21 protein-coding genes are annotated in these 24,717 nt (G+C 72.4%); 15 read left to right on the forward strand and 6 right to left on the reverse strand.

The genetic code is table 11. From position 1 onward, the window contains the following. Positions 1-82: 82 nt before the first annotated feature. Genes ACLQ2X_RS25100 through ACLQ2X_RS25115 form a run of 4 tightly spaced genes read right to left on the reverse strand, consistent with a single transcriptional unit; the run spans position 83 to position 3,064 of the window. Entirely contained in the window at positions 83-997 is a 915-nt protein-coding gene (locus ACLQ2X_RS25100) for a glycosyltransferase family 2 protein (RefSeq protein ID WP_425683527.1), read from the reverse strand. Further along, positions 994-2,019 (reverse strand): sulfotransferase family protein, encoded by a 1,026-nt coding sequence (locus tag ACLQ2X_RS25105; RefSeq protein ID WP_425683528.1) that lies wholly within the window; start codon positions 2,017-2,019, stop codon positions 994-996. Before ACLQ2X_RS25105 ends, ACLQ2X_RS25100 begins: the two co-directional genes overlap by 4 nt. Further along, entirely contained in the window at positions 2,016-2,591 is a 576-nt protein-coding gene (locus ACLQ2X_RS25110; RefSeq protein ID WP_425683529.1) for a glycosyltransferase, read from the reverse strand. The genes ACLQ2X_RS25105 and ACLQ2X_RS25110 overlap by 4 nt, the downstream gene beginning before the upstream one ends. Then, a complete protein-coding gene (locus tag ACLQ2X_RS25115; RefSeq protein WP_425683530.1) occupies positions 2,588-3,064 on the reverse strand; it encodes a UDP-N-acetylglucosamine--LPS N-acetylglucosamine transferase in 477 nt (158 codons plus the stop codon). The genes ACLQ2X_RS25110 and ACLQ2X_RS25115 overlap by 4 nt, the downstream gene beginning before the upstream one ends. Positions 3,065-3,565: 501 nt before the next feature. Between ACLQ2X_RS25115 and ACLQ2X_RS25120 the strand changes: the two genes are divergently transcribed. The 9 genes from ACLQ2X_RS25120 (at position 3,566) to ACLQ2X_RS25160 (ending at position 17,020) form a co-directional block, all read left to right on the forward strand. Beyond that, positions 3,566-5,449, forward strand: coding sequence for a Wzz/FepE/Etk N-terminal domain-containing protein (locus ACLQ2X_RS25120; RefSeq protein ID WP_425683531.1), 1,884 nt, complete (start codon positions 3,566-3,568; stop codon positions 5,447-5,449). Beyond that, on the forward strand, positions 5,446-6,453 hold the full coding sequence (locus ACLQ2X_RS25125; protein ID WP_425683532.1) for a DUF3048 domain-containing protein: 1,008 nt from the start codon (positions 5,446-5,448) through the stop codon (positions 6,451-6,453). Before ACLQ2X_RS25120 ends, ACLQ2X_RS25125 begins: the two co-directional genes overlap by 4 nt. After that, positions 6,450-7,934, forward strand: coding sequence for an O-antigen ligase family protein (locus ACLQ2X_RS25130; RefSeq protein WP_425683533.1), 1,485 nt, complete (start codon positions 6,450-6,452; stop codon positions 7,932-7,934). Before ACLQ2X_RS25125 ends, ACLQ2X_RS25130 begins: the two co-directional genes overlap by 4 nt. Next, on the forward strand, positions 7,934-9,139 hold the full coding sequence (locus ACLQ2X_RS25135) for a hypothetical protein (protein WP_425683534.1): 1,206 nt from the start codon (positions 7,934-7,936) through the stop codon (positions 9,137-9,139). Before ACLQ2X_RS25130 ends, ACLQ2X_RS25135 begins: the two co-directional genes overlap by 1 nt. A gap of 17 nt (positions 9,140-9,156) precedes the next feature. Continuing rightward, entirely contained in the window at positions 9,157-10,020 is an 864-nt protein-coding gene (locus ACLQ2X_RS25140; RefSeq protein ID WP_425683535.1) for a sulfotransferase family protein, read from the forward strand. Beyond that, complete coding sequence (locus tag ACLQ2X_RS25145) at positions 9,987-11,600, forward strand: polysaccharide biosynthesis C-terminal domain-containing protein (protein WP_425683536.1); 1,614 nt, start codon at positions 9,987-9,989, stop codon at positions 11,598-11,600. Before ACLQ2X_RS25140 ends, ACLQ2X_RS25145 begins: the two co-directional genes overlap by 34 nt. A gap of 26 nt (positions 11,601-11,626) precedes the next feature. After that, complete coding sequence (locus ACLQ2X_RS25150) at positions 11,627-12,559, forward strand: sulfotransferase family protein (protein ID WP_425683537.1); 933 nt, start codon at positions 11,627-11,629, stop codon at positions 12,557-12,559. Between the two features lie 119 nt (positions 12,560-12,678). Continuing rightward, positions 12,679-13,746 carry a glycoside hydrolase family 26 protein gene (locus tag ACLQ2X_RS25155; protein ID WP_425683538.1) on the forward strand — a complete coding sequence of 356 codons (1,068 nt, stop codon included), beginning with the start codon at positions 12,679-12,681 and terminating at the stop codon, positions 13,744-13,746. Between the two features lie 187 nt (positions 13,747-13,933). After that, positions 13,934-17,020, forward strand: coding sequence for a malectin domain-containing carbohydrate-binding protein (locus tag ACLQ2X_RS25160; RefSeq protein ID WP_425683539.1), 3,087 nt, complete (start codon positions 13,934-13,936; stop codon positions 17,018-17,020). 88 nt (positions 17,021-17,108) lie between these two features. Here ACLQ2X_RS25160 and ACLQ2X_RS25165 read toward each other — a convergent pair whose 3' ends face one another. Then, positions 17,109-17,501, reverse strand: coding sequence for a CBS domain-containing protein (locus tag ACLQ2X_RS25165; protein ID WP_013289279.1), 393 nt, complete (start codon positions 17,499-17,501; stop codon positions 17,109-17,111). A gap of 113 nt (positions 17,502-17,614) precedes the next feature. Here ACLQ2X_RS25165 and ACLQ2X_RS25170 point away from each other — a divergent pair, with 113 nt between their 5' ends. From ACLQ2X_RS25170 to ACLQ2X_RS25185, 4 genes are all read left to right on the forward strand, one after another. Further along, the gene (locus ACLQ2X_RS25170) at positions 17,615-18,064 is read left to right on the forward strand and encodes an NUDIX domain-containing protein (RefSeq protein ID WP_425683540.1); all 450 of its coding nucleotides are present in this window, start codon (positions 17,615-17,617) and stop codon (positions 18,062-18,064) included. 135 nt (positions 18,065-18,199) lie between these two features. Continuing rightward, positions 18,200-18,931 carry a sugar phosphate nucleotidyltransferase gene (locus tag ACLQ2X_RS25175; protein ID WP_425683541.1) on the forward strand — a complete coding sequence of 244 codons (732 nt, stop codon included), beginning with the start codon at positions 18,200-18,202 and terminating at the stop codon, positions 18,929-18,931. Beyond that, positions 18,919-19,986 carry an iron-containing alcohol dehydrogenase family protein gene (locus ACLQ2X_RS25180; RefSeq protein WP_425683542.1) on the forward strand — a complete coding sequence of 356 codons (1,068 nt, stop codon included), beginning with the start codon at positions 18,919-18,921 and terminating at the stop codon, positions 19,984-19,986. Before ACLQ2X_RS25175 ends, ACLQ2X_RS25180 begins: the two co-directional genes overlap by 13 nt. Beyond that, the gene (locus ACLQ2X_RS25185) at positions 19,961-20,683 is read left to right on the forward strand and encodes a CDP-alcohol phosphatidyltransferase family protein (protein ID WP_425683543.1); all 723 of its coding nucleotides are present in this window, start codon (positions 19,961-19,963) and stop codon (positions 20,681-20,683) included. The genes ACLQ2X_RS25180 and ACLQ2X_RS25185 overlap by 26 nt, the downstream gene beginning before the upstream one ends. A 51-nt stretch (positions 20,684-20,734) precedes the next feature. Here ACLQ2X_RS25185 and ACLQ2X_RS25190 read toward each other — a convergent pair whose 3' ends face one another. Next, positions 20,735-21,994 (reverse strand): glycosyltransferase, encoded by a 1,260-nt coding sequence (locus ACLQ2X_RS25190; RefSeq protein ID WP_425683544.1) that lies wholly within the window; start codon positions 21,992-21,994, stop codon positions 20,735-20,737. A 24-nt stretch (positions 21,995-22,018) separates the two neighbouring features. On the opposite strand from ACLQ2X_RS25190, the gene ACLQ2X_RS25195 reads away from it, so the two are divergent. Beyond that, a complete protein-coding gene (locus tag ACLQ2X_RS25195) occupies positions 22,019-22,879 on the forward strand; it encodes an Fpg/Nei family DNA glycosylase (protein WP_425683545.1) in 861 nt (286 codons plus the stop codon). Positions 22,880-23,203: 324 nt separating this feature from the next. Continuing rightward, positions 23,204-24,709, forward strand: coding sequence for a sugar transferase (locus ACLQ2X_RS25200; protein WP_425683546.1), 1,506 nt, complete (start codon positions 23,204-23,206; stop codon positions 24,707-24,709). Positions 24,710-24,717 lie beyond the last annotated feature (8 nt).

Genomic DNA, 24,717 nt, shown 5'->3' on the forward strand with positions numbered 1-24,717 from the left:
GGTCGCCTCGCGTCGGCCCCGCCCTCCCCGCCCGGGCGGGGGGGGGGGCCCCCCCCCGGCCCCCCCCCCGTCCGCGTACGGCTCAGATGCCCCGGCCGCGCTTGTGCAGCGTGCGCAGCACCCGGTCGGCCTGCACCGCCCGGCTCGCCACCGCCAACGCCAGGTAGGCGCGCGGCTCCCTCGGGTTGCGGGCCAGCGTGCGGCGCGCCCACCGGACCGCGTCCCGCCGGTTGCCCATGGCCGCCTGCGCGAAGGCGATCTGCCCGGCCACCCGGGCCTCGCCGTGCGGCACGGTGGCGAACTCCGGGTAGCGGCGCAGCAGCCACTGCAACGCCGTCGAGATGGTCTCCCAGCGCTGCGCGAAGTAGGACCGCTTGTGCCAGCGCACCAGCACGTAGGGGCTCTCCACGTTGACCAGCGGGGCGTACCGGGCGGCCCGGAGCAGGAACTCGTAGTCCTCCGCGTAGCTGCCCGGGATCTGCTCGTCGACCAGCCCGATCGCGTCCAGCAGCGCGGCCCGGCGGATCAGGAACGTGGACGGGTGCAGCTCGGTGAGCCGGTCGCGCAGCAGCGCCTCCAGCGAGATCCGGGCCCGGTCCAGCGAGCGGTCCACCGTCCGGTCGTCGTAGCTGACCCGGATGCCGCAGCTCACCAACGCGCCGTCGGGGTGCGTGTCGAGCGCCCCGAACTGGGCGGCCAGCTTGCCGGGCAGCCACTCGTCGTCGTCGTCGCAGAACGCCACCCAGTCGCCGACCGCCGCCTCGATGCCGGTGTTGCGGGCCCCCGCCAACCCGGGGGTACGGGCGTTGGTGATCACCCGGACCCGGCGGTCACCACTGTCGGTCTCCAGCGACCGGTCCGGCTCGGACTGGTCGTAGACCACGATCGCCTCGACCAGGCCCGGGTGCGCCTGGCTGAGGATCGCGTCGAGCGCCGCGCGCAGCAGCTCCGGACGGTCCCGCGTCGGTACGACCACCGAGATGCTCGGCCCACTCATGGTTTCTCCACGGACTCGTCGGATCCCCGCTGGCCCAGATAGCCGTACCGGACCCGCAGGGGAAGCGTGGCCAGGCTGACCACGGCACGGCTGCGGCGCGGCAGGCGCTCCCGCCACGCCTCGTCCCGCCGCACGGTCAACGGCCCGCCGCTGAACCGCAGCGGGTTGCCGGCGACGCTGTGCGCCCGGAGCGGGGCGACGGGTTCCGGCGCGGCACCGGCCCGGTCGGTCTCGCCGGCCGGGCCGCTCCGGCCGGCGGCCAGGATGCGCAGCGCCGCCGGGTCGTCGGGCAGGCCGGCGAAGTCACGCACCCGGCGGAGGGTGCCGGCCGGGTCGGCGGTGAAGTCCTCGTAGCGCAGCCGGAGCACCTTCGCCCGGGCGGCGAGCAGGTGGAACGCGGCGTTCTGCGCGGTCCACAGCTTGCTCACCTCGAACGGCGAGAACGTCGGCATGAAGTCCTCGCGGTCCACCACCTCCGGCCGGCGCACCTGCTTGCCCCACGAGTACGCCACCGCCCGGCTGTCCCGGACCAGGTGCAGCACCCGCAGGTCGAGCCCGTCGGCCCAGCGCAGCGCGAAGGCGAGCGAGGCGTGCTTGCTGGAGTCGACCACCACCCGGGCGCCGGTCACCGTGAGCGCCGCCCGGTAGATCCGGGTGTACAGGTCGGCGTAGCGGCGGACGTCGGCCAGTTGCTCCGGCGCCAACGCGTTCTTGGCCAGCCGGGGAATGTGCCGGGTCCGGTCGACCCGGTCCTTGAGGGCCAGCACGTCGTCGCGGTCGATCGTGGCCCAGCCGCCGAACGCCAGCTCACCGACCTGGTGCCAGAACGGGCAGGCGGTGAACCGTTCGCCGCAGCCGCACCTCTCGTCGGCGCCGAGCGCCCGCTCCCAGAGATGCACCACCTCGCCCACCGCGCACACGTCGGCACTCTGCGCCAACAGCAGTTCCAGCAGGGTGGAACCGCTTCGGCCGAGGCCACCGACGAACAGCACCCGCGGCGTGGCCGGGTCGGGGCCGCTCATCCGCGCCGCCCGGCGCGCTGCCGGCCCCGGTGGCGGGCCACCAGGTCGTCGACGACCGCGCCGACCCGGGCGACCGCCTCGGCGCGTGGGTCCGGGCGACCCGGCTCGGCGGCCAGGACGAACCGGGCCGGATCGGCCAGCCCTTCGTCGAGTGCGGCGACCAGTTCGGCCTGCGACTCGCAGAGCCGCACCATCCCGGCCGCGCCGAGTCGCCGGGAGAACAGCTGCTGGTGGTTGTCGACGTGCTCGTCGTGCGCCGGGTCACGGGGCACCACGATCGGCAGGTGCCCGTTGCGCCGCGCCTCGGTGATCGTCGCCGGCCCGCCGTGGCTCACCACGAGCGTGGCCTCCGCCATCGCACGCTGAAGTTCGGTGTGACCGAGGAAGGGGGTGGCCTCCGGCAGGGCCGGGGTGCGGCTGTGGCCGTACTGGAGGACCAGTCGAACGTGCGGCCGCGCGGCGTGCCACCGCTCCAGCCACTCCACCAGGCGGTCGAAGCGGTGCACGTCGGTGCCGACCACGACCAGCACGAACGGCGCCGGCGACCGCCGGTCCCGCTGCCTCGGGATCACAGGAGGTTCCCCACGACGGTCGCCTCCGGGTACATCCGGCGCTGCTCCTCCCACTGCACGAGCATCGCGGAGAGGAAGGGACGGCAGAGCCGGGCGGTCAACGTCGCGCTGTCGATCCGGTCGTACACCTCGATGTAGACCGTCGGGATGCGGCGCAGCCGGGCCGCCACCACGAACGGCAGGGCGACCCCGGCGCCGGTGGTGACCACCGCGTCGACGCGGCGCCGACGGATCACCGTGAGGGCGAGGAACGCGTTGCGGACCAGGTTCTTGACGTTGCGTGTGGTGGGGTGGTGCGCCCAGACCACGTCCTCGCCGGCCAGCAGCGAGCGGGCGTCCGGGGTGTCGAACGTTACCCATGCCCGGTGTCGGTCCCGGTACCACGGTTCCAGAGCCAGGAGCTGGGCCAGGTGCCCGCCACTGGAGCCGACCAGCAGGACCTGCCCCGAGTCCTCGGTTGACCCGCTCACCACAACGTTCCTCCCGTACGCGGACGACCGCGCCCGGAATTTCGTGAATGACCCTCGGACGCCATGACAACCTACTGGCGCGCCCCGGGGCAACTGAAGGGGCCATTGGATGGATCTCGACCAGCCGGTCGGGTCAGCTCGGGATTCCCGTCACCGGGACCCGCATCGCGGGTAACCGACGAGGTCAGCGCCGTCGACGGCGGGAGGACGGGCCGGGCCGCCCCGGTGCGGCGGGATGTGTCAGGATTCCGTCACCACTCCGCACGAGAGCCGGCGGCAACGACGCCGGCTTCCGGAGGGCAGGTCAGGATCCCACCCCGGGAACCCCCGCCGAACGGGCCAGCGCCGATGGGCCGTCTCTAGGCGGGCTGCCCACACCCGGGCAGGCTTACCGGAACGTGAGCAGACTTTCCCTCGTCGTTCGGATCGGGGACACTCAAGGTCACGGTCAGGTCCAGCTGCCGTGGACTGCCCGGCTCGGTCGAAAGGGAGCGACAGACTCTGATGCCCTCACCCCACTTGGCGGAGAGCGACGCCGACGGTCTTGCCCTGATGGCCTATCTGGGCTGGCTGCGCCGCCGTTGGTGGATCCTGCTCCTCGCCGCGGTCCTCGGTCTGGCCGGTGGCCTGGCGGTGAGCCAACTCCAGGAGTCGCGTTACACCTCGACCACCTCTCTGCTGGTACGCCCGCTCGGCTCGGGCGCGGAGAGCAACCCCAACGCCAAGGTCAACCTCGACACCGAGGCACAGGTGGTGCGCTCGTTGGTGGTGGCCGAACGGGCCAAGGCCCTGATGAAGGTCGACACCGGGGCCGACCAGCTGGTCAAGTCGGTGACCGTCAAGGTCCCGCCGAACAGCCAGATCCTCCAGGTGGCCTACGAGGCGACCAGCCCCGCCCTGGCGCAGTCCGGTTCGCACGCCTTCGCCCAGGCCTACCTCGACCTGCGCAAGGCCACCGCGCAGAAGGCGCTGGAGAACGAGACGAACGCGCTCAAGCAGCAGATCACGGACCTGAACAAGCAGTTGAGCGCCGTCGCCGGGCGGATCGCGGCGGCCCCGTCCAACTCCCCGGAGCGGGAGCGCGCCGAGGCCGAACGAAGCGTCCTGACCAATCAGATCACCGGGCTGAACAACCGACTCAGCCCGCTGGTCTCGGCCGGCTCCGACCCCGGCGAGATCATCTCCGACGCCCGGCTGCCGGAACGGCCCAGCTCACCGAACCGCACCCTGAACCTCGCCAGCGGAATGGGTGCCGGCCTGCTGCTCGGCATCGTGCTCGCGCTGGTGCTGGACCGGCTCGACACCCGGATCCGGCGCGGACGTGACATCTCCGACCGGGTCGGCCTGCCGCTGCTGCTGGAACTCCCGACGCGCACCCCGTCGCTCGCCGTCCTGCCGGCCACGCACCGGGTCTCCCGCGAGCTCGGCCGACTACGCAACGTGCTGCTCTCCGCCGTGCCCGAGCCGGTCCAGGGTGGGCGGGGTCGCCAGCTCCTGCTCTGCGACGCCTCCGCCGGCACCGCCGCCGGTTTCGTCGCCGCCAACCTCGCCGCGGCGTACGCCCGCACCGGCCAGCAGGTCGCGTTGATCACCACCAAGGCCGACTCGATGCTGGGCACCATCACCGGGGTGGCCGAGGGGCGGCACAGCCTCGCCTCGGTGCTCCGCCGCGACGTGCCCCCGCTCAAGGCGCTCGCACCGGTGCCAGGGCTGGGCCAGCTCCGGGTGCTGGTGCCGGGCGACCTGGACGCCGAGATCGAGCTGCCGGTCTCCGGTTTGCTGGAGATCCTGCACGAGCTGTCCGCGCGCTTCGACCACGTGCTGATCGAGACGGCGCAGCCCACCCTCGCCGTGGAGGCCCAGGCACTCGGGCGGTACGTCGACGCGGTGATCATGGTGGCCGAGGCCGGCAAGACCCGCAGCGGCGAGATCACCGCGGCGCTCCAGCAGTTCGAGCAGGTCAACGCGCCCGTGATCGGTGCCGTGCTGGCCCCGCGTATGCCCGTCGCACCGGCCGCCGGCAGCGCCCGCCCGGCAGCGCCCGCCACCAGCGGGTCGAGCACCCCGACGCCGGTCAACCGGCCCAAGCCGCGGCCGAGCCCCGGCCCGTCCGCCGAGTCGACGATGGTCCTGCCGCGGATGCAGTCGTCTCGACCCGGCCCGGGCAAACCGGGACGCCCCACCCCCGGTAACGCCGCCGGCCCGAACGCCCAGGGCAACCCGAACGTCTCCGGGAAACCGAGCGTCCCCAACAACCCGAGCGTCCCCGGGAAGTCGAACGTCCCGGGCAAGCCGCTGCCGCTCAACGGCACCGGCGGCACCTACCGCTCGCGCGGGGACGGCGACGGCCGCAGCTATGCCCTGGACTCCGGCGAGGACCTGGGGTGAACCGCCGGCAGATGCTCCGCGTCGCCCTCGCTCCGGCCGTCGTCCTCGGCGTCGGCACGGGATGCAGCGAACCGCCGCCCTCGCCGGGCAGCGTCAAGGTGGTGGACCCGGGCGACGTCACCCCGACCCCGTCGTCGGCCAGCCCGACGCCGGGGCTGCCCAACGGGCCGCTGACCGGCGCGCCCGTCGGCGCACCGACGGCGGCCACCCGCCAGGCGGTCGCCGTGCCGTTGCGAATGAGCCCCGCGACCACCCCGGCCGGCTTGGACGCCGCCGACCTGGTCTACGCCGAGTTCGCCGAGTCCGACACGCTGCACCTGACCGCCGTGTTCCACTCCCGCGACGCCGCCAAGATCGGCCCGGTCACCGAGATCCGGCCGGTCGACATCCGCTCGGTCGCGGTGCTGCGCCCGTTCGTCGGGTACGCCGGCGGCCCCACCGGCTTCCTCAGCCAGTTCGAGAGCTCCGACCTGGACGGCGTCACCCCCGACGACGGCGGCAAGGTGTTCTCCGGCAGCTACACCTCGACCACCGCGCTGCTCAAGGCCGCCCCGAAGGGCGGCCGTCCGCCCACCCCGCTCCTCGACCACGCCACCGACACCGACGCGCTCGCCACCCGGGACCTCACCCCCGCCACCGAGCTGTCGATCGCCGTGGCCGGCGGTCCGCCGATGGTCTGGCGGTACGACCAGGCGAAGAAGCACTGGGCCGGCAAGGTCGGCACCGCCACGGTGACCGCCGCCTCGGTGATCGTGCTGACCATGGAGTACCGCACGCTCGACGTCCGGAAGCCGTCGCCGCGTTCACTGCCGTCGGCGAACGTCTTCGGTGAGGGCGCGGTGCTCGCCGTGTCCGGGCCGAACAGCGCGAAGGGCCGGTGGCGCAAACCCGGCCTGGGCATGGTGTGCACGCTCGCCGACACCAGTGGCGACCTCCTGCGCCCGCAGCCCGGCAACGCATGGGTGATCTACGCGCCGACCACCGCCAAGGTCACCGTGAGATGAGCACGGTCACCCCGCCCCGCTCGGCACGTGGGTCGGTTCCGCTCGGCGCGGTGATGCCGTCCGAGGGAAACCGGCTCCCGCCGGTCCGGGTGCGACCGAAGAGCTGGGCCCCGCGGCTGCCGACGGCATGGCCGCTGATCTCGCTCTTCCTGCTCTACCCGCTGTGGTGGGCGCTCGGGGTGTCCAGTTTCGTCTTCATCATCTTCGCGGTGCCGATGATGGTGCAGATGCGCCGGCGCGGCCCGGTCCGGGTCCCGCCCGGCTTCGGCATCTGGCTGGTGCTGCTGCTGTGGGTGTTCCTGTCCGTGCTCACCCTCGACCTCACCGCGCCCAACACGCTGTCCCCCGGCGGCAGCAGCAAGTACATCGGCTGGGGCATCCGGCTCGCCAACTACGTGGCCATGACCGTGACGATGCTCTACGTCTACAACCTGCGCGAACGGGAGCTGTCCCAGCGCCGGATGATCCGGCTGTTCGGGTTCATGGGCGTGGTCGTGGTGGTGGGCGGCTGGATCGGCGCGCTCTTCCCGACCCTCGGGTTCGTCGCGCCCCTGCGCCTCGTCCTGCCCCAGTCGATCGCCAGCCACCCGTACGTCGCCTCGCTCATGGACGTCAAGTTCGCCCAGGTCCAGCAGGTGATCGAGGGGGAGGCCAGCTCACCCCGACCGTCCGCGCCGTTCACGTACACGAACTCGTGGGGCCAGAACACGGCGATCCTGCTGGTCTGGCTGATCGTCGGCTGGGTGGTGCTGGGCAAGCCGCTGCGCCGGACCACAGGTGTGGCGCTCGTGCTGGCCGCGGTGTTCCCGATCGTCTTCTCCCTCAACCGCGGCCTCTGGATCGGTCTGGGCATCGCCGCCGCCTACGTGGCGCTGCGGTTGGCGCTGCGCGGCCGGATGGTGGTGCTCGGCGGGCTCGCCCTGGCGGTGGGCCTGGTCGGGGTGCTCGTCGTCGCCACCCCACTCGGCCGGACCTTCGACGAACGCCTGCAGAACGGGCACAGCGACGACATCCGCACCACGCTGTCCCAGGGGGCGGTCACCGCGGCCAACCACTCGCCGGTCCTCGGGTACGGCGGCAACCGCGCGTTGATCGGCAGCAACCGGTCGATCGCCATCGGCAAGACCGACGACTGCAAGCAGTGCGGCAACCGTGAGCTGGGCAGCAACGGCCAACTCTGGGCGCTGCTCGTCGGTCAGGGCTGGGTGGGCGCGATCTGCTACAACGCCTTCTTCCTCTACTGCCTCTGGCGCTACCGGCGGGACCACAGCGCCGTCGGCATCGCCGGCACGCTCGTCCTCATCCTCATGCTCTTCTTCCAGTTCACCTACGGTGCCATGGAAGCGACGCTCGCCTATGCCCTGATCTCGGTGGCTCTGCTGGCCCGCAACGACCGGATCCGCCGGTCGCTCGCACCGGCGTCACCGCAGGGCACGATCGCCGGGCTACGGGCCCGACTGGAAGCAGCCGGTGACCGCTGATGGTGTTCCGCGTACCCCCGGACGGCGACGGCCGCGCCGCGTACCTCGGTGAACTGGCCGGGCTGATCTGGCCCGCGCCCGCCGAACCCCGCCTGCGCCGCGGCGGCGCCGGCTGGGTGGTGGTGCCGTCCGCGGCCCGCCCCCGGCTCCTCGTGCCCACCGGCTCGGGCCGGGCGGCGGCGAACGCCGTCCGGCACTCCACCGAGGCGGTCGGCCGCAAGGCCAGGCTGGTACGGCAGGCGCTGGCGACCGCGTTCCGGCTCGGGCTCGGTCCGCTGGTGTTCCGCGACCGGTTGGTGGCCGGCGACGGCGGGCTCGACGCCCACCTCGCCGAGGTGCTGGGCGAGCCGGCGCTCGTCAGCCTGCACATCGGGCCGGCCCGGGCCAACCGCAAGCCGGTGCTGCAACTGCTCGCCCCGGACGGCCGCGCTCTCGGGTACGCCAAGCTCGGCGTCGACCCGCTGACCCGCGCCCTGGTCGACGCGGAGGCCGCCGCGCTGCGCCGCCTCGCCGACGTGCCGCTCGCCCCGGTCGTCCTGCCCGGGGTGCGCCACCACGGCGACTGGCACGGGCACGCGCTGCTGGTGCAGGAGGCGCTGCCGGTGCGGCTGCCCCGGGCCGCCCCCGCGCAGGCGGAGGCGACCGAGCGGGCGGCCATGGTGGCGGTCGCCGGTTGTCTCGGCGTACGCCGGGGGGCATGGGCGGCCGGCGGGCACGCGGCCCGGCTGGCCGACGCGGTGGACGCGCTCGGTCCCCGACCGGAGGCCGGGCGGCTGCGCGCGGTGCTGAAGTCCGTCGCGGACGCCGACCCGGTGGTGGCCTTCGGCGCCTGGCACGGCGACTGGAACGGCGGCAACAGCGCGGTGCTGGCCGACGGCCGGGTGCTGGTCTGGGACTGGGAGCGGTTCGAGTCGGACGTGCCGGTCGGCTACGACGCGCTGCACCTGGCGGTGCAGAGCGCGATCAGCCACGACGGGGTGGAGCCGGTCGAGGCGGCGCGGGCACTGATCGCCGGGGCCGCGCGCACCCTGGCGCCGTTCGACCAGGTCGGTGGGGGCGCCGACCTGGTCGCCGTGCTCTACCTGGTGGAGCTGGCGGCGCGTTACCTGCGGGACCGGCAGGCGGAGGCGGGTGCGCGGCTGGGACACGTCGACACCTGGCTGCTGCCCGCCGTTGAGGAACACCTGGCCCGGCGGGCCGGGTGAAAGTGAGGAGTGGGGACGTGACGCTGGCCAAGGAGCAGGCGCTCCGCGCGGTGAAGTCGGTGAGCCGGACGGTCGGTCGGTTGACCGCCGGTTCGCGGATGGTGCCGGGATTCCTGATCGTGGGGGCGCAGCGCTGCGGCACCACCTCGTTGTTCAAGACGCTGTCGCAGCACCCCGGTGTGCTGCCGCCGGCCTACCACAAGGGCGTGCACTACTTCGACGTGGACTACCACCGGGGGATGAGCTGGTATCTCGGTCACTTCCCCACCACCGGCCGGGCCGAGGCGGTGAAGACCCAGATCGGCGTACGCGGGATCACCGGCGAGTCGAGCCCCTACTACATGTTCCACCCGTTGGCCGGCGAACGCATCGCCCGTGACCTGCCCTCGGTGAAGCTGCTGGTGCTGCTGCGTGACCCGGTGGAGCGGGCCTACTCCGCGCACTCGCACGAGCTGGCCCGGGGCTACGAGACCGAGGCGGACTTCGAGCGCGCGCTCGCGCTTGAGGAACAGCGGACCGCGGGCGAGCGGGAGCGGATGATCAGCTCCCCCGGGTACGCGAGCGAGCACCTGCAACACAACGCGTATCTGGCCCGGGGCCGCTACATCGAGCAGGTGGAGCGGTTGGAGTCGCTTGTCGGCCGGGACCGGCTGCACGTCATCGACAGTGACGACTTCTTCGCCGACCCCCGTCCGTCCTTCGACGCGGTGTGCGACTTCCTCGAACTGCCCAGGTGGGCGGACATCTCGTTCGGCAAGCACAACTCGCGGTCCCGTTCACCCATGTCGGCCCCGCTGCGCGCCCGGCTGGAGGACCACTTCGCCCCGTACGACGACCGGCTGGCGGCGTGGTGGGGGCGCGTGCCGTCGTGGCGGCGGTGACCCGGGCGGACGCCGGCGCCACCCCCACGCTCACCGCACCGCCCGCCGGGCCGGGCGGGGGGCTGGGCGGCGCGGCACGGCACGGCTTCGCCAACCTGGTGGGGGTCGGGCTGGCCGCGGTGGCCGGCTTCGGCCTGAACATCGTCATCGCCCGGGGCTGGTCGGTCCGCGAGGCCGGCATGTTCTTCGCCGCGACGAGCGCCTTCATGATCGCGGCGTCGGCGGCCCGGCTGGGCACCGACGTGGGCACCGTCTACTTCGTCAGCCGCCAGCGCACGCTGGACCGGCGCGACCAGATCCGGGGCACCGTCCTGGTCGGGTTGCTGCCGGTGCTCGTGGTGGGTCTCCTGCTCGCAGCCGTCGGCTGGCTGGTCGCTCCGGCGTTGGCCGGAGCGACCATGCCCGCCGCCGGGCCGGACGGGGTGACCGCGCTGCGCATCCTGCTGGCGTTCGTGCCGCTGGCCGCGCTCAACGACTACGCGCTGGCCGCCTGTCGCGGCTTCGGGCAGATGCGTCCGCTGCTCACGGTGGAGCGGCTCGGCCGCACGCTCGTGCAGTTCCTGGCCGTGGCGGTGGCCGCCTGGCTCGGCCTGTCCGCCACGGTGGCGCTGCCGCTGGCCTGGGTGGTGCCGTACCTGCTCGCTGCCGTGATCGCGCTCCTCTGGTTGGGCAAGCTGGTCGGCCGCGCCGGCCGGCAGGTGACCCGGCCGGTGCCGGCGCGGGAGATGGTCGGCCCGTTCTGGCGGTTCACCGGCCCCCGGGCGGTCAGCAGCCTCGCCGCGATCGTGGTGCAGCGGTTGGACATCGTGCTGCTCGCCGCGTTGCGCGGGCCGGTGGAGGCGGCCGTCTACACGGCGGCGACCCGGTTCCTGGCCCTGGGTCAGCTCTCCAGCGTCGCGCTGTCCAGCTCGGTCCAGCACCGGCTGGCCGCCGCCTTCGCCCGCAACGACCGAGCCGAGGCGGGCCGGCTCTACCAGGCCGCCACCGGCTGGCTCGTGCTGCTGTCCTGGCCCGCGTACCTGATCTTCGCGGCCTTCGCCGGCCCGATGCTGGCGCTGTTCGGGTCCGGCTACGGCGACGGCCGCCGGGTGGTGGTGCTGCTGGCGTTCACCATGCTGGTGGCGACCGGCTGCGGCATGGTCGACATGGTGCTCAACATGGCCGGGCGCACCGCGTGGACGTTCTACAACGCGATGACCGGCACCGTGCTCAACGTGGTCGGGAACCTGCTGCTCATCCCGCGCCACGGCATCCTCGGCGCGGCCCTGGCCTGGACCGTCTCCATCCTGGTCACCAACCTGGTGCCGCTGGCCCAGCTGTGGTGGTCGATGCGCCTGCACCCGTTCGGGGCCGGTGCCCGGGCGGCGATGGCGTTGGCCGTCGTCGCGTTGGGGCTACCGCTCGGCGTCGCCGTCCTGCTCGGCGCGACGTCGCCGGTGCTCGCGCTGGTGGCGGTCGCCGGTCTGGCCGCGTACCTGGGCGGCGCCTGGCGCCTGCGGCGCACCCTGCACCTCGACGCGCTGCGGTCCCTGCGGCGCGGCGGCAACCGCGGCGGGGCCAACCCGGCCGTCCAGTCCTGACCGTTCCTGCACCGATGGGACCTTCGATGAGCACCGACTCCCCCCTCGCCCCGCACTCCGGCCTGTCCACCGTGAAGGCCGCGAAGCTCGCCGCGGTCGGCCTGCTGGCGGACCGCAGGGAACGCCGTGAGCTGGAGCGTCCGGTGGACGCCGGGAACCGCCGGCTGACGCTGAAGGTGGAGCGACCGATCTTCATCCTCGGTGCGCCCCGCTCCGGCACCACGTTCCTGGGCAGTTGCGTCGGCGCGCTGCCGGACGTGTCGTACCACTTCGAACCGCGGCTGACCAAGGCGGTGGCCCGCTGTGTCTACGAGGGAAGCTGGACGCCGCAGCGCGCGGCCCGCTACTTCCGCGGCTACTACGGGGCGCTGCTGGCCGCGTCCGGGCACGGCGGGCTGCGTTTCGCCGAGAAGGACCCGGAGAACTGTTTCATCGTGCCGTTCCTGGCCGAGGTCTTCCCGGACGCGGTCTTCCTGCACGTCTACCGGGACGGGCGGGACGTGGCGGTCTCGCACGCCGAGCAGCCGTGGCTGAACGCGGCGTCGACGGGCAGCGGTCGCAGTGGCCGGGGCGGTACGCCGTGGGGCGCCGCCCCCCGGTTCTGGGTGGAGCCGGAGCGACGCGCGGAGTTCACGCGGGCCTCCGATCTGGGCCGGTCGGCCTGGATGTGGCGACGCTTCACCGGCAGCGCCCTGACGCAGCTCGCCGGACTGCCCGCGGAGCGGGTCCGGCACCTGCGCTACGAGGACGTCGTGACCCGGCCGGCGGACGCGGCCGAGGTGGTGGCCGACTTCCTGGCGGTCGACGCCCCGGCCGGGCGGGCGGCGCTGCATGCACGCTTCGCGAAGGCGCGGCCGGACTCGGTCGGACGCTGGCGGCAGCGACTGACCGAAAAGGATCTGGCCGATGTGCTCGCACAGGCCGGGCCGCTGCTCACCGAGCTCGGCTATCCCGCCTGAGGGACACCCGCCACGGGTAGAGTCCCAGGGGTTTGTGCACCCGGCCGGCTCGCCTCTCCGCTGACGTGGGTTCGTGGGGCCGAGGCGTGGGCCGGCGACCGTCCTGAGGGGATGCTGCGGTGGTACGACGGTTTCGACGGGCGCTGGCGTCCGTGCTTGCCCTGGCCTGCCTGGCACCGGCGGTGGTGGCGTGCGACGTCGCCGCCGACCGACCCGACGAGGCGACCTCGGTCGCACCGCCCCCGCCGACGGTGACGCCGCGGACCGCTCCGGTGCGCACGACCGGGCGCGGGCCGGAGCTGCCGGAGGAGGGCGCCTGGCTCGGCGCCTGGGTCAAGCCGCAGTACCACAACGCCACCGGGCGGGCCGCCGCGTTCGACGAGTTCAACCGGGCGGCCGGCGGCCGGCTCACCATCGCGCACATGTTCCACGAGTGGAACGAGCCGTTCCCCGGCGCCACCGAGCGGTCGTTCCAGGGCATGGGCAAGCTTCAGATGATCTCCTGGCAGGGCACCGACACCCGGTCCACGGTCAGCGGCGTCTACGACGCGCTCATCCGGGAACGCGCCAAGGACGTCAAGGAGTTCGGGATCCCGGTGCTGCTGCGGTACCGGTGGGAGATGGACCGGCCGAACCTCGCCGCCAGCATGCACTCGCCGGAGGACTACGTCGCCGCCTGGAAGCACGTCCGGGCCATCTTCACCGAGGTCGGCGTCACCAACGCGGCCTGGGTGTGGTGTCCGCACGCTGACGGCTTCGCCGAGCCGCAGCGCCGGGCCGCCGACTACTACCCGGGTGACGACCAGGTCGACTGGCTCTGCGCGGACGTCTACCCGAGCCCGGAGTGGAACAGCTTCACCAACCGGATGGACCACTTCATGGCGTTCGCCCGCAAGCACCCGAGGCCGATCGTGATCGGCGAGTACGGGCTGACCCAGGACGGGCGCCCCGGCCAGCGGGCCGACTGGATGCGCGAGGTCGGGCCGTACCTGAAGAAGCACCCGCAGATCAAGGCCGCGGTCTACTTCGCGGCGCTGCAGACCCAGAAGCCGCTGTACGACAGCACGTTCGGCAAGGACCCGGAGAGCCAACAGGTGTTCCGGGAGATGGCCACCGATCCCTACTTCGCCCCGCCGATGCCGGATCTCAGCGTCTCCGCCGGGCAACCTTCCGTGCCCGCCCGGTGATCATTCCTCGTCTTTTCGTGTGACCCGGGTCGTTCCTCGGACAAAAAGGCCGGTGCCGGGTGGACGCGCGACACCAGGATGCGAGAAAGTATTGCTCTCACGTCTGCGATCAGTCGAGTGGCGCCCCGCCTCATGTCGACACCGGCTCCGATCGCAGCGCCTCCGACATTTCCCCCCGGAGTAGCCTGTGGCTTCCTCGCTCCTGAGACACCGCTCGGTGTCCGCCTTCGGTGCTGCCGTACTCGGCATCGCCACCCTGTTCACGCCGGTACCGGCGCTCGCCGCGCCCGCCGCGGCGAGCGCACCCGACCACAGCACGACGGTCGGTGAGGTGCCCTCGGACAAGACCCCGAACATCAACGACGGCAACGTGCTGGCCGTCCACGACGCCGGCAGCAAGGTGATCGTCGGCGGCTCGTTCACCGAGGCGCAGAACCGCGGCTCCTCGCCCACCCCGGTCGACCGCCGCGGTCTGCTGGCCTTCGACAAGGCCACCGGCAAGATCGACAACGCGTTCGCGCCGCTGCTGGACGGCGACGTGACCGCCCTCGTCGCCGGCCCGACGCCGGGCACCGTCTACGTCGCCGGCAAGTTCAACAAGGTCGGCGACAAGAACTTCCGCAAGCTCGCGCTGCTGAACATCGCCGACGGCACCCCCGTCGACGGCTTCAAGGGCCCGGCGTTCAACGGCACGATCAACGACATCGCGCTCGTCGACGGCCACCTGATCGTGGGCGGCATCTTCACCACGGTCACCGCGACGACCAACCGCAACGGGCTGGCCTCGCTGAACCCGACCACCGGCGCGGTGGACGACTACCTGACCGTGGCGCTGACCGAGCACCACAACTGGACCCCGACCAACAACGGCGCCTCCGCCGGGGTCGGCACCGAGAAGCTGACCGTCTCCCCGGACGGCAAGCACCTCGTGGTCATCGGCAACTTCAAGAAGGCCGACGGCGTCGTGCACGACCAGATCGTGCGGATCAACCTGGGTGCCAACTCGACGACCATCGCCGACTGGAACACCGACGGCTACTCCGCCGCCTGCAAGTACGCCGCGTTCGACTCGTGGGTACGCGACGTGCAGTTCTCCCCGGACAGCAAGTACTTCGTGGTGGTCACCACAGGCGCGTCCTACCCCGGCACGCTCTGCGACTCCGCGGCCCGCTGGGAGACCGACGCCACCGGCGGTGACCAGAAGCCGACCTGGACGAACTTCAGCGGCGGCGACACCTTCCTCTCCGTCGGCATCAGCGAGAAGGCCATCTACGTCGGCGGTCACTTCCGCTGGTCGAACAACCCGCTCGCCCGGGACAAGGCCGGACCCGGCGCGGTGCCGCGGGCCAGCATCGCGGCCCTCGACCCGGTCAGCGGCCTGCCGCTGGCCTGGAACCCGGGTCGCCACCCGCGCGGCTACGGCGTCACCGAGATGCTGGTGACCCAGGAGGGCCTCTGGCTGGGCAGCGACCAGGAATACATCGGCGATTTCGAATACCAGCGCAAGCGGCTCGCGTTCTTCCCGCTCGCCGGCGGCGAGACCCCGCACTCGACCAGCACCAAGGGCCTGCCCGGCAACGTCTACCAGGCCGGGCGCGCGGCGCAGACCGAGGTGCTCTACCGGGTCAACGCCGGCGGACCGGCCATCCCGGCCACCGATGGTGGGCCGGACTGGGCCGCCGACAGCACCACCGAGCCGAGCCCGTACCACAACAGCGGCAACAGCGCGTCGACGTACACCACGAACGCGACGTTCGACGCCACCGTGCCGGCGAGCACCCCGGCCACCCTGTTCAACTCGGAGCGGTGGGACGAGGCGACCGCGCCGGACATGCAGTGGGACATCCCGGTCGCCGCCGGCACCCGGGTCGACGTCCGGATCTACACGGGCAACCGCTGGTCCGGCACGAGCAAGCCGGGCAACCGCAAGTTCGACGTCAGCGTCGACGGTGTGCTCAAGCTGAACGACTTCGACCCGGTGGTCGCCGCCGGCGGCACCGACCGTGGCACCATGCAGTCCATCTCGGTGGTCAGCGACGGCGTGGTCGACATCGACTTCGGTCGGGTGGTCCAGAACCCGCTGGTGCACGGCATCGAGATCGTCAAGACCGCGCCCACGCCGGACGCCTCGGACGTGCTCTACCGGGTCAACGCCGGTGGCACCGAGCTCGCCGCGCCGAGCGGCCCGGCCTGGGCCGGCGACAGCGCCACCGCGCCGAGCACCTACCACAACGCCGGCAACACGGTGAGCACCTACACCAGCGACGCCTCGCTCGACCCGACCGTGCCGGCCGGCACGCCTGTCGCGCTGTTCAACGCGGAGCGGTGGGACGAGTCGCCCGCGCCGGACATGCAGTGGGACTTCCCGGTTCCGGCCGGCACGCCCGTACAGGTGCGCCTCTACCTGGCCAACCGCTGGGCCGGCACGGCCACCGCCGGCAAGCGCAAGTTCAACGTGAGCGTCGACGGCGTGGTCAAGTTGAGCAACTTCGACCCGATCGCGGCCATCGGCGCCACCAACCGGGGCACCATGCGGGCGTTCCCGATCACCAGCGACGGCAACATCGACATCGACTTCGGTCGGGTCCTGGAGAACCCGCTGGTGCAGGGCATCGAAATCGTCAGGCTCCCGGCAGTACCGCCGGCCACCACCGTGGACAGCATCACCAAGCGGACGTACGACGGCGCGACCTCGGTGGGCAACGGCATGTCGGTGCCGAACCCGGACAACACCCGCTGGTCGGGCGTCAAGGGCGCGTTCTGGGTCGGCGGTGACCTGTTCTACGGCGTCGGCGGCGACCTCTACAAGCGGTCGTTCGACGGCACCGACTTCGGCACGCCGAAGAAGTTGGACCCGTACCACGACGCGAAGTGGGACAAGGTCGTCACCGGCTCGGCGCCGGAGGGCTCCACCTATGCCGGCATGACCGGCAACTTCTCCGCCGAGCTTCCCAACGTGACAGCGATGTTCTACAAGAGCGGCCGCGTCTACTACTCGCTGGCGGGCCAGAGCACGCTGTTCTGGCGCGGGTTCGCGCCGGACACCGGCACCGTCGGCGCCGAGCGCAACACCGTCACCGGCACCACCGTCTTCGCCGACGCGGGGGGCATGTTCCTGGACGGTGACACGCTCTACGTCGTCTCCCGGAGCACCGGCAACCTGTCCACGATGGCGTGGTCGGACGGCGTGCCGACCGGTTCCGCCACGGTGCGCAGCGGCCCGGGCATCGACGACGTGGACTGGCGCGGCACCGCGGTCTTCGTCGGCCCCTGACCGGGCGGAACGAAAAGCGACGAACGCACGTGACGATGGCCCGGCCGGTATCGGCCGGGCCATCGCCCGTTCCGGGCCTGATCGGCGCTCAGGTCCGGGTCGGTGCGTGCTCCCCCGCCCAGACCCGCATCAGGTCCCGGACCGAGATCACCCCGGCGACCTCCCGGCCGTCGAGCACCACGAGGTGGCGGAATCCACCCCGGGCCATGGCCGCGGCCGCCTCCTCCACCGTCCAGTCCGGGCCGGCGTAGACGACGTCCCAGGTCAGGTGCGCCCCGGTGCGCTCGACATCCGGGTCGAGCCCGGCGCCTATCGCCTTCAGCACATCACGCTCGGTCATGATCCCGACCCCTTCGGAGTCCGGGTCGATCACCACCGCCGACCCGACACCGCGGGCCGACATCATCCGGGCGGCCTGCCGGAGCGTGTGCTCCGGGCCGACCACGAGAACCTCGCTGGACATCGCTTCGCGTACCTGCATCACGCATCACCCCTGTGGGACGGCGGCCTGAGTACGGACATGGTGGGCCACCGATGCGTACCGGGACAAGAACGGGCATCGCCGGTGATCGTGCGAATGGCTACTGTCGGGGGGTGCCCACCGATCCCCTCCGCTGTGCCGGCGCGCTGATCGTCGACGACGACTGCCGCATCTTCATCCAGCGTCGATCCCCCCAGCGGCGCACCTTCCCGAACTGCTGGGACATCGTCGGCGGCCACCTGGAGCCGGGCGAGAACGTCGACGACGCGTTGCGCCGGGAGATCGCCGAGGAGACCGGCTGGACGCTGTCGCTCGTGCTCGGGCTGGTCGGCGAATACCGGTACACCGCCGACGACGGGCTGGCGCGGGTGGAGACCGACTTCCTGGTCCGGGTGGACGGCGACCTGGGCCGACCCCGGCTGGAGGTCGGCAAGCACACCGAGTTCCGCTGGCTGGCCGAGCAGGACGTCGCCCTGCTCGACGAGCACCGTGACGTCAACGACGGGCTGATCCGGCGGATCACCGAGGACGGTTTCGCCGCGCTACGGTCGATCGGCCTCTGATCCGGTCGCGCTGACGGGCTGCCCACGGGCGGCAGGCCGCCGACGATATCCTCGCCAGGTGGAATTCAGATCCACGCCAGGTGGAATCCGGATCCACGCCAGGTGGAATCCGGTCGAGAAGAGGAGCGTGTCGGCATGATCGGGATGGTGCTCGCCGCCGGTGCGGGGCGCCGGCTGCGGCCGTACACCGACACCCTGCCCAAGGCCCTGGTGCCTGTCGACGGGGAGACCACGATCCTCGACATCGCGCTGCGCAACCTCGCCGAGGTGGGACTGAACGAGGTGGTGATCGTGGTCGGCTACGCGGCCGACGCGGTTCGGGAGCGCCAGGCGGCGCTGGAGCAGAAGTACGGCGTCACGCTCACCCTGGTGCAGAACGACAAGGCCGAGGAGTGGAACAACGCGTACTCGCTGTGGTTGGCCCGCGAGTACTTCTCCCGGGGCGTGCTGCTTGTCAACGGCGACACCGTGCACCCGGTGAGCGTGGAGAAGACGCTGCTGGCCGAGCGTGGGCCAGGCATCCTGCTGGCCGTCGACACGCTCAAGCCGCTGGCCGAGGAGGAGATGAAGACGACCTTCGACGCGGCCGGTCAGCTCACCCGGATCACCAAGCTGATGGATCCGGGCGAGGCGTACGGCGAGTACATCGGCGCGACGCTGATCGAGCCGCAGGTGGCGGTGCCGCTCGCCGACGCGCTGGAGGCGACCTGGCGGCGTGACCCGAACCTCTACTACGAGGACGGCTACCAGGAGTTCGCCGAGCGCGGCGGCGAGGTGCGGGCGGCCCCGATCGGTGACGTCTCCTGGGTGGAGGTCGACAACCACGCCGACCTGGCCCGGGCGCGGGAGATCGCGTGCCGCTACTAGCCCGCAGTGTCCTCACCCCGCTGCACATCGACGTGCGGCGGGGCGCGGTGGCCGATCTGGCGGCGATCCTCTCCGACGGGCGGATCTCGGCCGGTGGTGACGTCGCCGTGGTGGTCGGGCCGGGGCAGGGTGAACGGATCGCCGAGCTGATCCGCTCGTCGTTGCGCTCGGCGGACGTGTTCACCGTGGCCGGGGGCACGCTGGACGCCGCCGACGACCTGGGGGCGAAGCTGCGCAGCCGGTCGTACGACGCGGTGGTGGGCATCGGCGGCGGCAAGACCATCGACGTGGCCAAGTACGCCGCGACCCGCCGCGGTTTGCCGATGGTGACGGTGGCGACCGCACTGGCGAACGACGGCATCGCCTCCCCCGTCGCGAGCCTGATCACCGAGGGCCTGAAGGGCTCCTACGGCGTGCACATCCCGATCGCGGTGATCGTGGACCTGGACTTCGTGGAGGCCGGGCCGGAGCGGCACAACCGGGCCGGCATCGGCGACGTGATCAGCAACATCAGCGCCCTGGCGGACTGGGATCTCGCCCGGCGGGTACGCGGCGAGCGCGTCGACGGGCTGGCCGCCTCGCTGGCCCGCGCGGGCGCGGAGGCGGTGCTGAACCACCCGGGTGACATGAGCGACGACGCGTTCGTGACCGTGCTGGCCGAGGCCCTGATCTCCAGTGGCCTGGCGATGGCGATCGAGGGCACCAGCCGTCCGGCCAGCGGCGGCTGCCACGAGATCATGCACGCGATCGACGCGCTCTTCCCCGGCACCGCCTCGCACGGCGAGCTGGCCGGGCTCGGTGCGCTGTTCTGCACGTTCCTGCGCGGCGACGAGCGCCGGTTCGCCGAGATGGCCGCCTGCCTGACCCGGCACGGGCTGCCCCGGCTGCCCGCCGAGGTGGGTCTGACCGACGACCAGTTCGTCGAGGCGGTGCAGTTCGCCCCGGCCACCCGGCCGGACCGCTACACCATCCTCGAACACCTCGCGATGTCCGCTACCGAGACGCGGGAGCGGCTGGCAGACTACGCCGGTGCCCTCCGCGACCACCTTGGCTGAGCCCCGCCCCACCGTCGCCGACTTCCACCGGGTCAACCGGGGAGGCGGCCTGTTCAGCGAATCGATCAGCCAGTGGATCGGGGCGGCCTTCGCGCTGGCCGCCCAGCGGCTCGGGTTGCGCCCGACCGCGCTGACGCTCGCCAATCTGGTGTTGGGGCTGGCCGCCTCGGTGACCGTGGTGGCGCTCGCCGACGACGTGGCCGACGGCGACGTCCCGGCCTGGGTGGTCGGGCTGGTCGCCCTGGTCGCGTGGCAGATCGCGTACGCGCTGGACTGCGCCGACGGGCAGCTGGCCCGGGTGACCGGTCAGACCAACGCGGCCGGGGCCCGGGTCGACGTGCTCTGCGACGTGGCCGCCCAGATCGCGCTGGTGGCCGCGATCGGCGCGACCGCGGTGGCGCAGCGCCCGTCCACGCCGGTCTGGTTGGTGGCGGTGTTCGCCGGCACCTGGATGGTCAACCTGGTGACCTCCGTGATGCAGTCCGGGCCGAACGCGGCGAGCATGGTCACCTCGACCTCGCTCCCGGTGCGTCTGGTCAAGCTGGTGCGCGACTACGGTGCGGTGATCTTCCTGGCCGGCCTGGTCCTGGCGTTCGCGCCGGCGCTGGCGCTCTGGCTGATGGTCGCGTTCACCGTGGTCAACGGGGGTTTCCTGCTCGCCAGCATCGCGTTCTCCGCCCGCGCCTCCCTCCGCTGAGGGGAAGGAAGGGCCCCTTCTTAACGCCTCGTGCACTAAAAGGGCCCCTTCCTAACACCGCGCGGTGAGGCCGGCGTACACGTCGATCAGGCGCTTGGTGATCACGTCGGGGTGGAAGGTCCGCTCGTAGCGGCTACGGGCCGACGGGGCCAGCGTGCGCGCCTCGGCGTCGGCAAGCGGCAGCGCCGCCGCCAGCGCGTCGACCTCCGGCGCCACCACCCAGCCGGCCTCGCCGCGCTGCACGCCGAGCGGCAGCGGCACCCTGCCGTCGCCGGGCACGGCGGTCGCCAGCTCGGCCGGGCCGGTACCGGCCGGTTCGCGTGGCCCGTCCGCGCCCACCAGGTAGGGGATGCCGCCCAGCGCGGTGCCGAGCACCGGGCGACCGGCCGCCAGCGCCTCGATGATCACGGTGGGCAGCACGTCGTGCCAGGTGGAGGTGGCCAGCACCACGGCGCTGTCGGCCAGCGCCGCGCGTACCCCGGCGCGGTCGAGCTGCCCCAGGTAACGCACGTCGGGTCGCTCGGCGGCGGCCGCCTCGGCCAACGGACGCAACTCGCCGTCACCGGCGATGCGCAGCGGGCCGAGCGCGCCCACCGGGTGCCGCCGCCACGCCGCGAGCAGCAGGTCCAGCCCTTTCTCCGGGCTGAGCCGGCCCATGAACAGGAAGCCGTTCCCGACCGGGGACGGCGGCCCTGGGTCCGGCACCGCGTTGGGCTTGACCACGATCCGCTCCTCCGGGATGCCGTAGTCGCGCAGGTGGTCCGCCACGGCCGTGGTCAGCGCGACGAACCGGTCCACCGACCGCCAGGTCGGGCGGTGCACGGCGAGCGTGGTGGCCATCAGCGCGCTCTGCGCCCGGGAGTCGCGGTAGCAGCGGTGCACGATCGCCGGCACGCCCAGCCGCCGGCCCCGGCAGTCCTGGCAGATCACGCCGTCGCGGAAGTACAGGCCGGAGGAGCAGACCTGCCGGTAGTTGTGCACGGTCTGCACCACCGGCACCCCGCGCTTGTGCGCGGTCCGCACCACCCAGGGCGAGAGCAAGGGGTACGGGTTGTGCAGGTGCAGCACGTCCGGCCGGTGCTCGGTGAGCAGCCGGTCGAGGTCGTGCTGGGCCTTCGGGGCCCAGATCGGTGAGATCGGCAGCAGCGCCTTGGCCGCCTTCGACATCGAGGGGATCTCGTCGGAACTGCGCAGGAACGGCAGCACCTGCACACCGGCGGCGCCGAGTTGGGCGATCTCCGCGTCGACGATGGTGTTCTCACCGGACGGCTGGGCTTCCCGGTACCGGTTGTGTGCCACCACGATTCTCACGGGAAAGAAGGCTACCGTTGGACCGTGCCCGAACTACCGGAGGTGGAAGCGCTCGCCGGTTACCTTCGCGAGCGTGCGGTGGGTCGCCGCGTCGAGCGGTTCGAGGTCGCCGCGATCAGCGCGCTGAAGACGTACGACCCGCCGCCGAGCGCGGTCGCCGGCCGCACGGTCACCGGCGCCGGCCGGCACGGAAAGTTCCTGGACGTCCAGTTCGGCGAGGACCTGCGCCTGGTGGTCCACCTGGCCCGCGCGGGCTGGCTGCACTACCGGGAGGCGTTTCCGTCGGCGACGCCGCTGCGGCCCGGCAAGGGCCCGATCGCGGTGCGCGTACGCCTCGACGACGGCTCCGGCTTCGACCTGACCGAGGCGGGCACCCAGAAGAAGCTGGCCGCGTACCTGGTCTCCGAGCCCGGTCAGGTGCCCGGTGTGGCGAAGCTGGGTCCGGACGCCCTGGCGGCCGATCTGCCGACGTTCGTCGAGCGGCTGCGCAGCCGACGCGGCCAGGTGAAGGGTGTGCTGACCGACCAGGCGGTGCTGTCCGGGGTGGGCAACGCGTACTCGGACGAGATCCTGCACGCGGCGCGGCTCTCGCCGTTCGCGATCACCGACCGGCTCACCGACGAGCAGCTCGCCGGCCTGCACGTGGCCACCCGGGCGGTGCTCGGTGACGCGGTAAGCCGTTCGTCGGGGCAGCGGGCCGCCGAGTTGAAGGGCGAGAAGCGGTCGGGGCTGAAGGTGCACGCCCGCGCGGGACTGCCCTGCCCGGTCTGCGGCGACACGGTGCGGGAGGTCTCGTTCGCCGATTCGAGCCTCCAGTACTGCCCGACCTGCCAGACCGGCGGCAAGCCGTTGGCTGACCGAAGGTTGTCCCGGCTCGTACGGTGAGTGACGACATGCCCTGATTACTGAGCGGAATCGACCGGCGATCGCCGAAGGTCCCGGTCCGCCCCTCTACCCGAGTCAGCATCCATCGGTATAGTGGCTCGGTCCCCGGCTTCACAACTGATTCGGAGCCGGCCAGATCGCACCGAGCGCCAGCGGCACGGCTTCTTTCCAGGGGCCGGTCCGGACCGGGCCCGCGTGGGAGACTGGGACGGTGAGCGACCCGGGTCCTCACGGCGAGTGAGGTACGGGTCATGCGGGAGGACATGGGTTGAGGTGACGACAAGCCTCCAGCGCCCGGTAACCGACAGAGGCCGGAGCAAGAGCGTGCGGCACGTCGACAGCTTTGAGATCCAGCCGCCGACTCCGCCGTCGCACAACGGCGTACCCCGGTCGGCGTGGGCCCGCGCCCGCCGTCGGGTCTCCCGCTGGCACCGCCCCTACATCGCGCTTCTGCTGCTTGCCGACTTCGGCGCGGCGGCCCTGGCCAGCTTCCTGGCCGTGCAGATCTTCGAGCAGGCCGCCTCCGGCTTCCGGGACGCGCCCCAGGCGTGGTTCTACACGGTGGCGTTCCTGCTGTTGCCGCTCGGCTGGGTGCTGATCCTCTGGGGCAACCGCACGTACGACAGGCGCTACCTGGGCCTCGGACCGGACGAGTACAAGCGGGTGATCCGTTCCGGCGTGGCGGTGGCCGCCACCGTCTCGTTCCTCGCCTTCGCCACGAAGACCACCCTGTCCCGCTGGACCGTCGGGTTCGCGTTGCTCGGCGCTCTGGTGCTGATCCTGCTCGTTCGCATGATCGCCCGGACGTGCCTGCACACGCTGCGCCGCCGGGCCGGCTACGCCGGGCACCGGATGGTGCTCGTCGGCACGCTTCCGGAGTGCCTGGAGGTCTACACCACGGTCACCCGGAACCCGTCCGTCGGCCTGGTGCCGGTGGCCATCCACCTCACCGACGGGTACGCCGCCGCGCGCGGCCTGGAGACCCCGGTTCCGGTGTACGCGGGCCGGGACGTGCTGGCCCTGGTGCGTGAGGTCGGCGGTGACACCATCGCGGTGTGCGGCTCGGCCAGCGCCGAGCCGGGTGAGCTGCGCCGGCTGGCCTGGCAGTTGGAGGGCTCCGGCGTCGACCTGGTGGTCGCGCCCCAGCTCACCGACATCGCCGGCCCCCGGGTGCACATCCGCCCGATCGAGGGCCTGCCGCTGCTGCACGTCGAGGAGCCGACGCTCTCCGGGCCGGCGCTGCTGGTGAAGAGCCTGATGGACCGGGTCGCCGCCGGGATGGGCCTGCTGCTGCTGGTCCCGCTCTTCGCCGCCATCGCGGTCGCCATCCGGATCTCCGACCCCGGGCCGGTGTTCTTCCGCCAGCCCCGGGTGGGCCACGAGGGGCGCACGTTCCGGGTCTGGAAGTTCCGCACCATGTACGTGGACGCCGAGGAGCGGCTGGCCGGCCTGGTCGACCGGAACGAGACCGACGGCATGCTGTTCAAGATGAAGCAGGACCCCCGGGTCTTCCCGGTGGGCCGCTTCCTGCGGGCCTCGTCGCTTGACGAGCTGCCCCAGTTGATCAACGTGCTGTGGGGCGAGATGTCGCTTGTCGGCCCCCGTCCGCTGCCCGCCGACGACGGCGACTTCCTCGGCGACGTGCGCCGCCGGCTGTTGGTGCGTCCGGGCATCACCGGCCTGTGGCAGGTGTCCGGCCGCTCCGACCTGTCCTGGGACGAGGCGGTCCGGCTCGACCTCTACTACGTCGACAACTGGTCGCTGGCGTACGACCTGAGCATCCTGTGGCGGACCGTCGGGGTGGTGCTGGCCCGCAAGGGCGCCTACTAGCGCTGCCG

It is taken from the genome of Micromonospora sp. DT31 (assembly GCF_049841795.1).
Taxonomy (GTDB): domain Bacteria; phylum Actinomycetota; class Actinomycetes; order Mycobacteriales; family Micromonosporaceae; genus Micromonospora.

Coding starts and splice junctions, on each gene's coding strand:
- ACLQ2X_RS25100 (WP_425683527.1), bottom strand. CDS start 997: ATGAGTGGGCCGAGCATCTCGGTGGTCGTACCGACGCGGGACCGTCCG.
- ACLQ2X_RS25105 (WP_425683528.1), bottom strand. CDS start 2,019: ATGAGCGGCCCCGACCCGGCCACGCCGCGGGTGCTGTTCGTCGGTGGC.
- ACLQ2X_RS25120 (WP_425683531.1), top strand. CDS start 3,566: ATGCCCTCACCCCACTTGGCGGAGAGCGACGCCGACGGTCTTGCCCTG.
- ACLQ2X_RS25130 (WP_425683533.1), top strand. CDS start 6,450: ATGAGCACGGTCACCCCGCCCCGCTCGGCACGTGGGTCGGTTCCGCTC.
- ACLQ2X_RS25135 (WP_425683534.1), top strand. CDS start 7,934: ATGGTGTTCCGCGTACCCCCGGACGGCGACGGCCGCGCCGCGTACCTC.
- ACLQ2X_RS25150 (WP_425683537.1), top strand. CDS start 11,627: ATGAGCACCGACTCCCCCCTCGCCCCGCACTCCGGCCTGTCCACCGTG.
- ACLQ2X_RS25165 (WP_013289279.1), bottom strand. CDS start 17,501: ATGCAGGTACGCGAAGCGATGTCCAGCGAGGTTCTCGTGGTCGGCCCG.
- ACLQ2X_RS25175 (WP_425683541.1), top strand. CDS start 18,200: ATGATCGGGATGGTGCTCGCCGCCGGTGCGGGGCGCCGGCTGCGGCCG.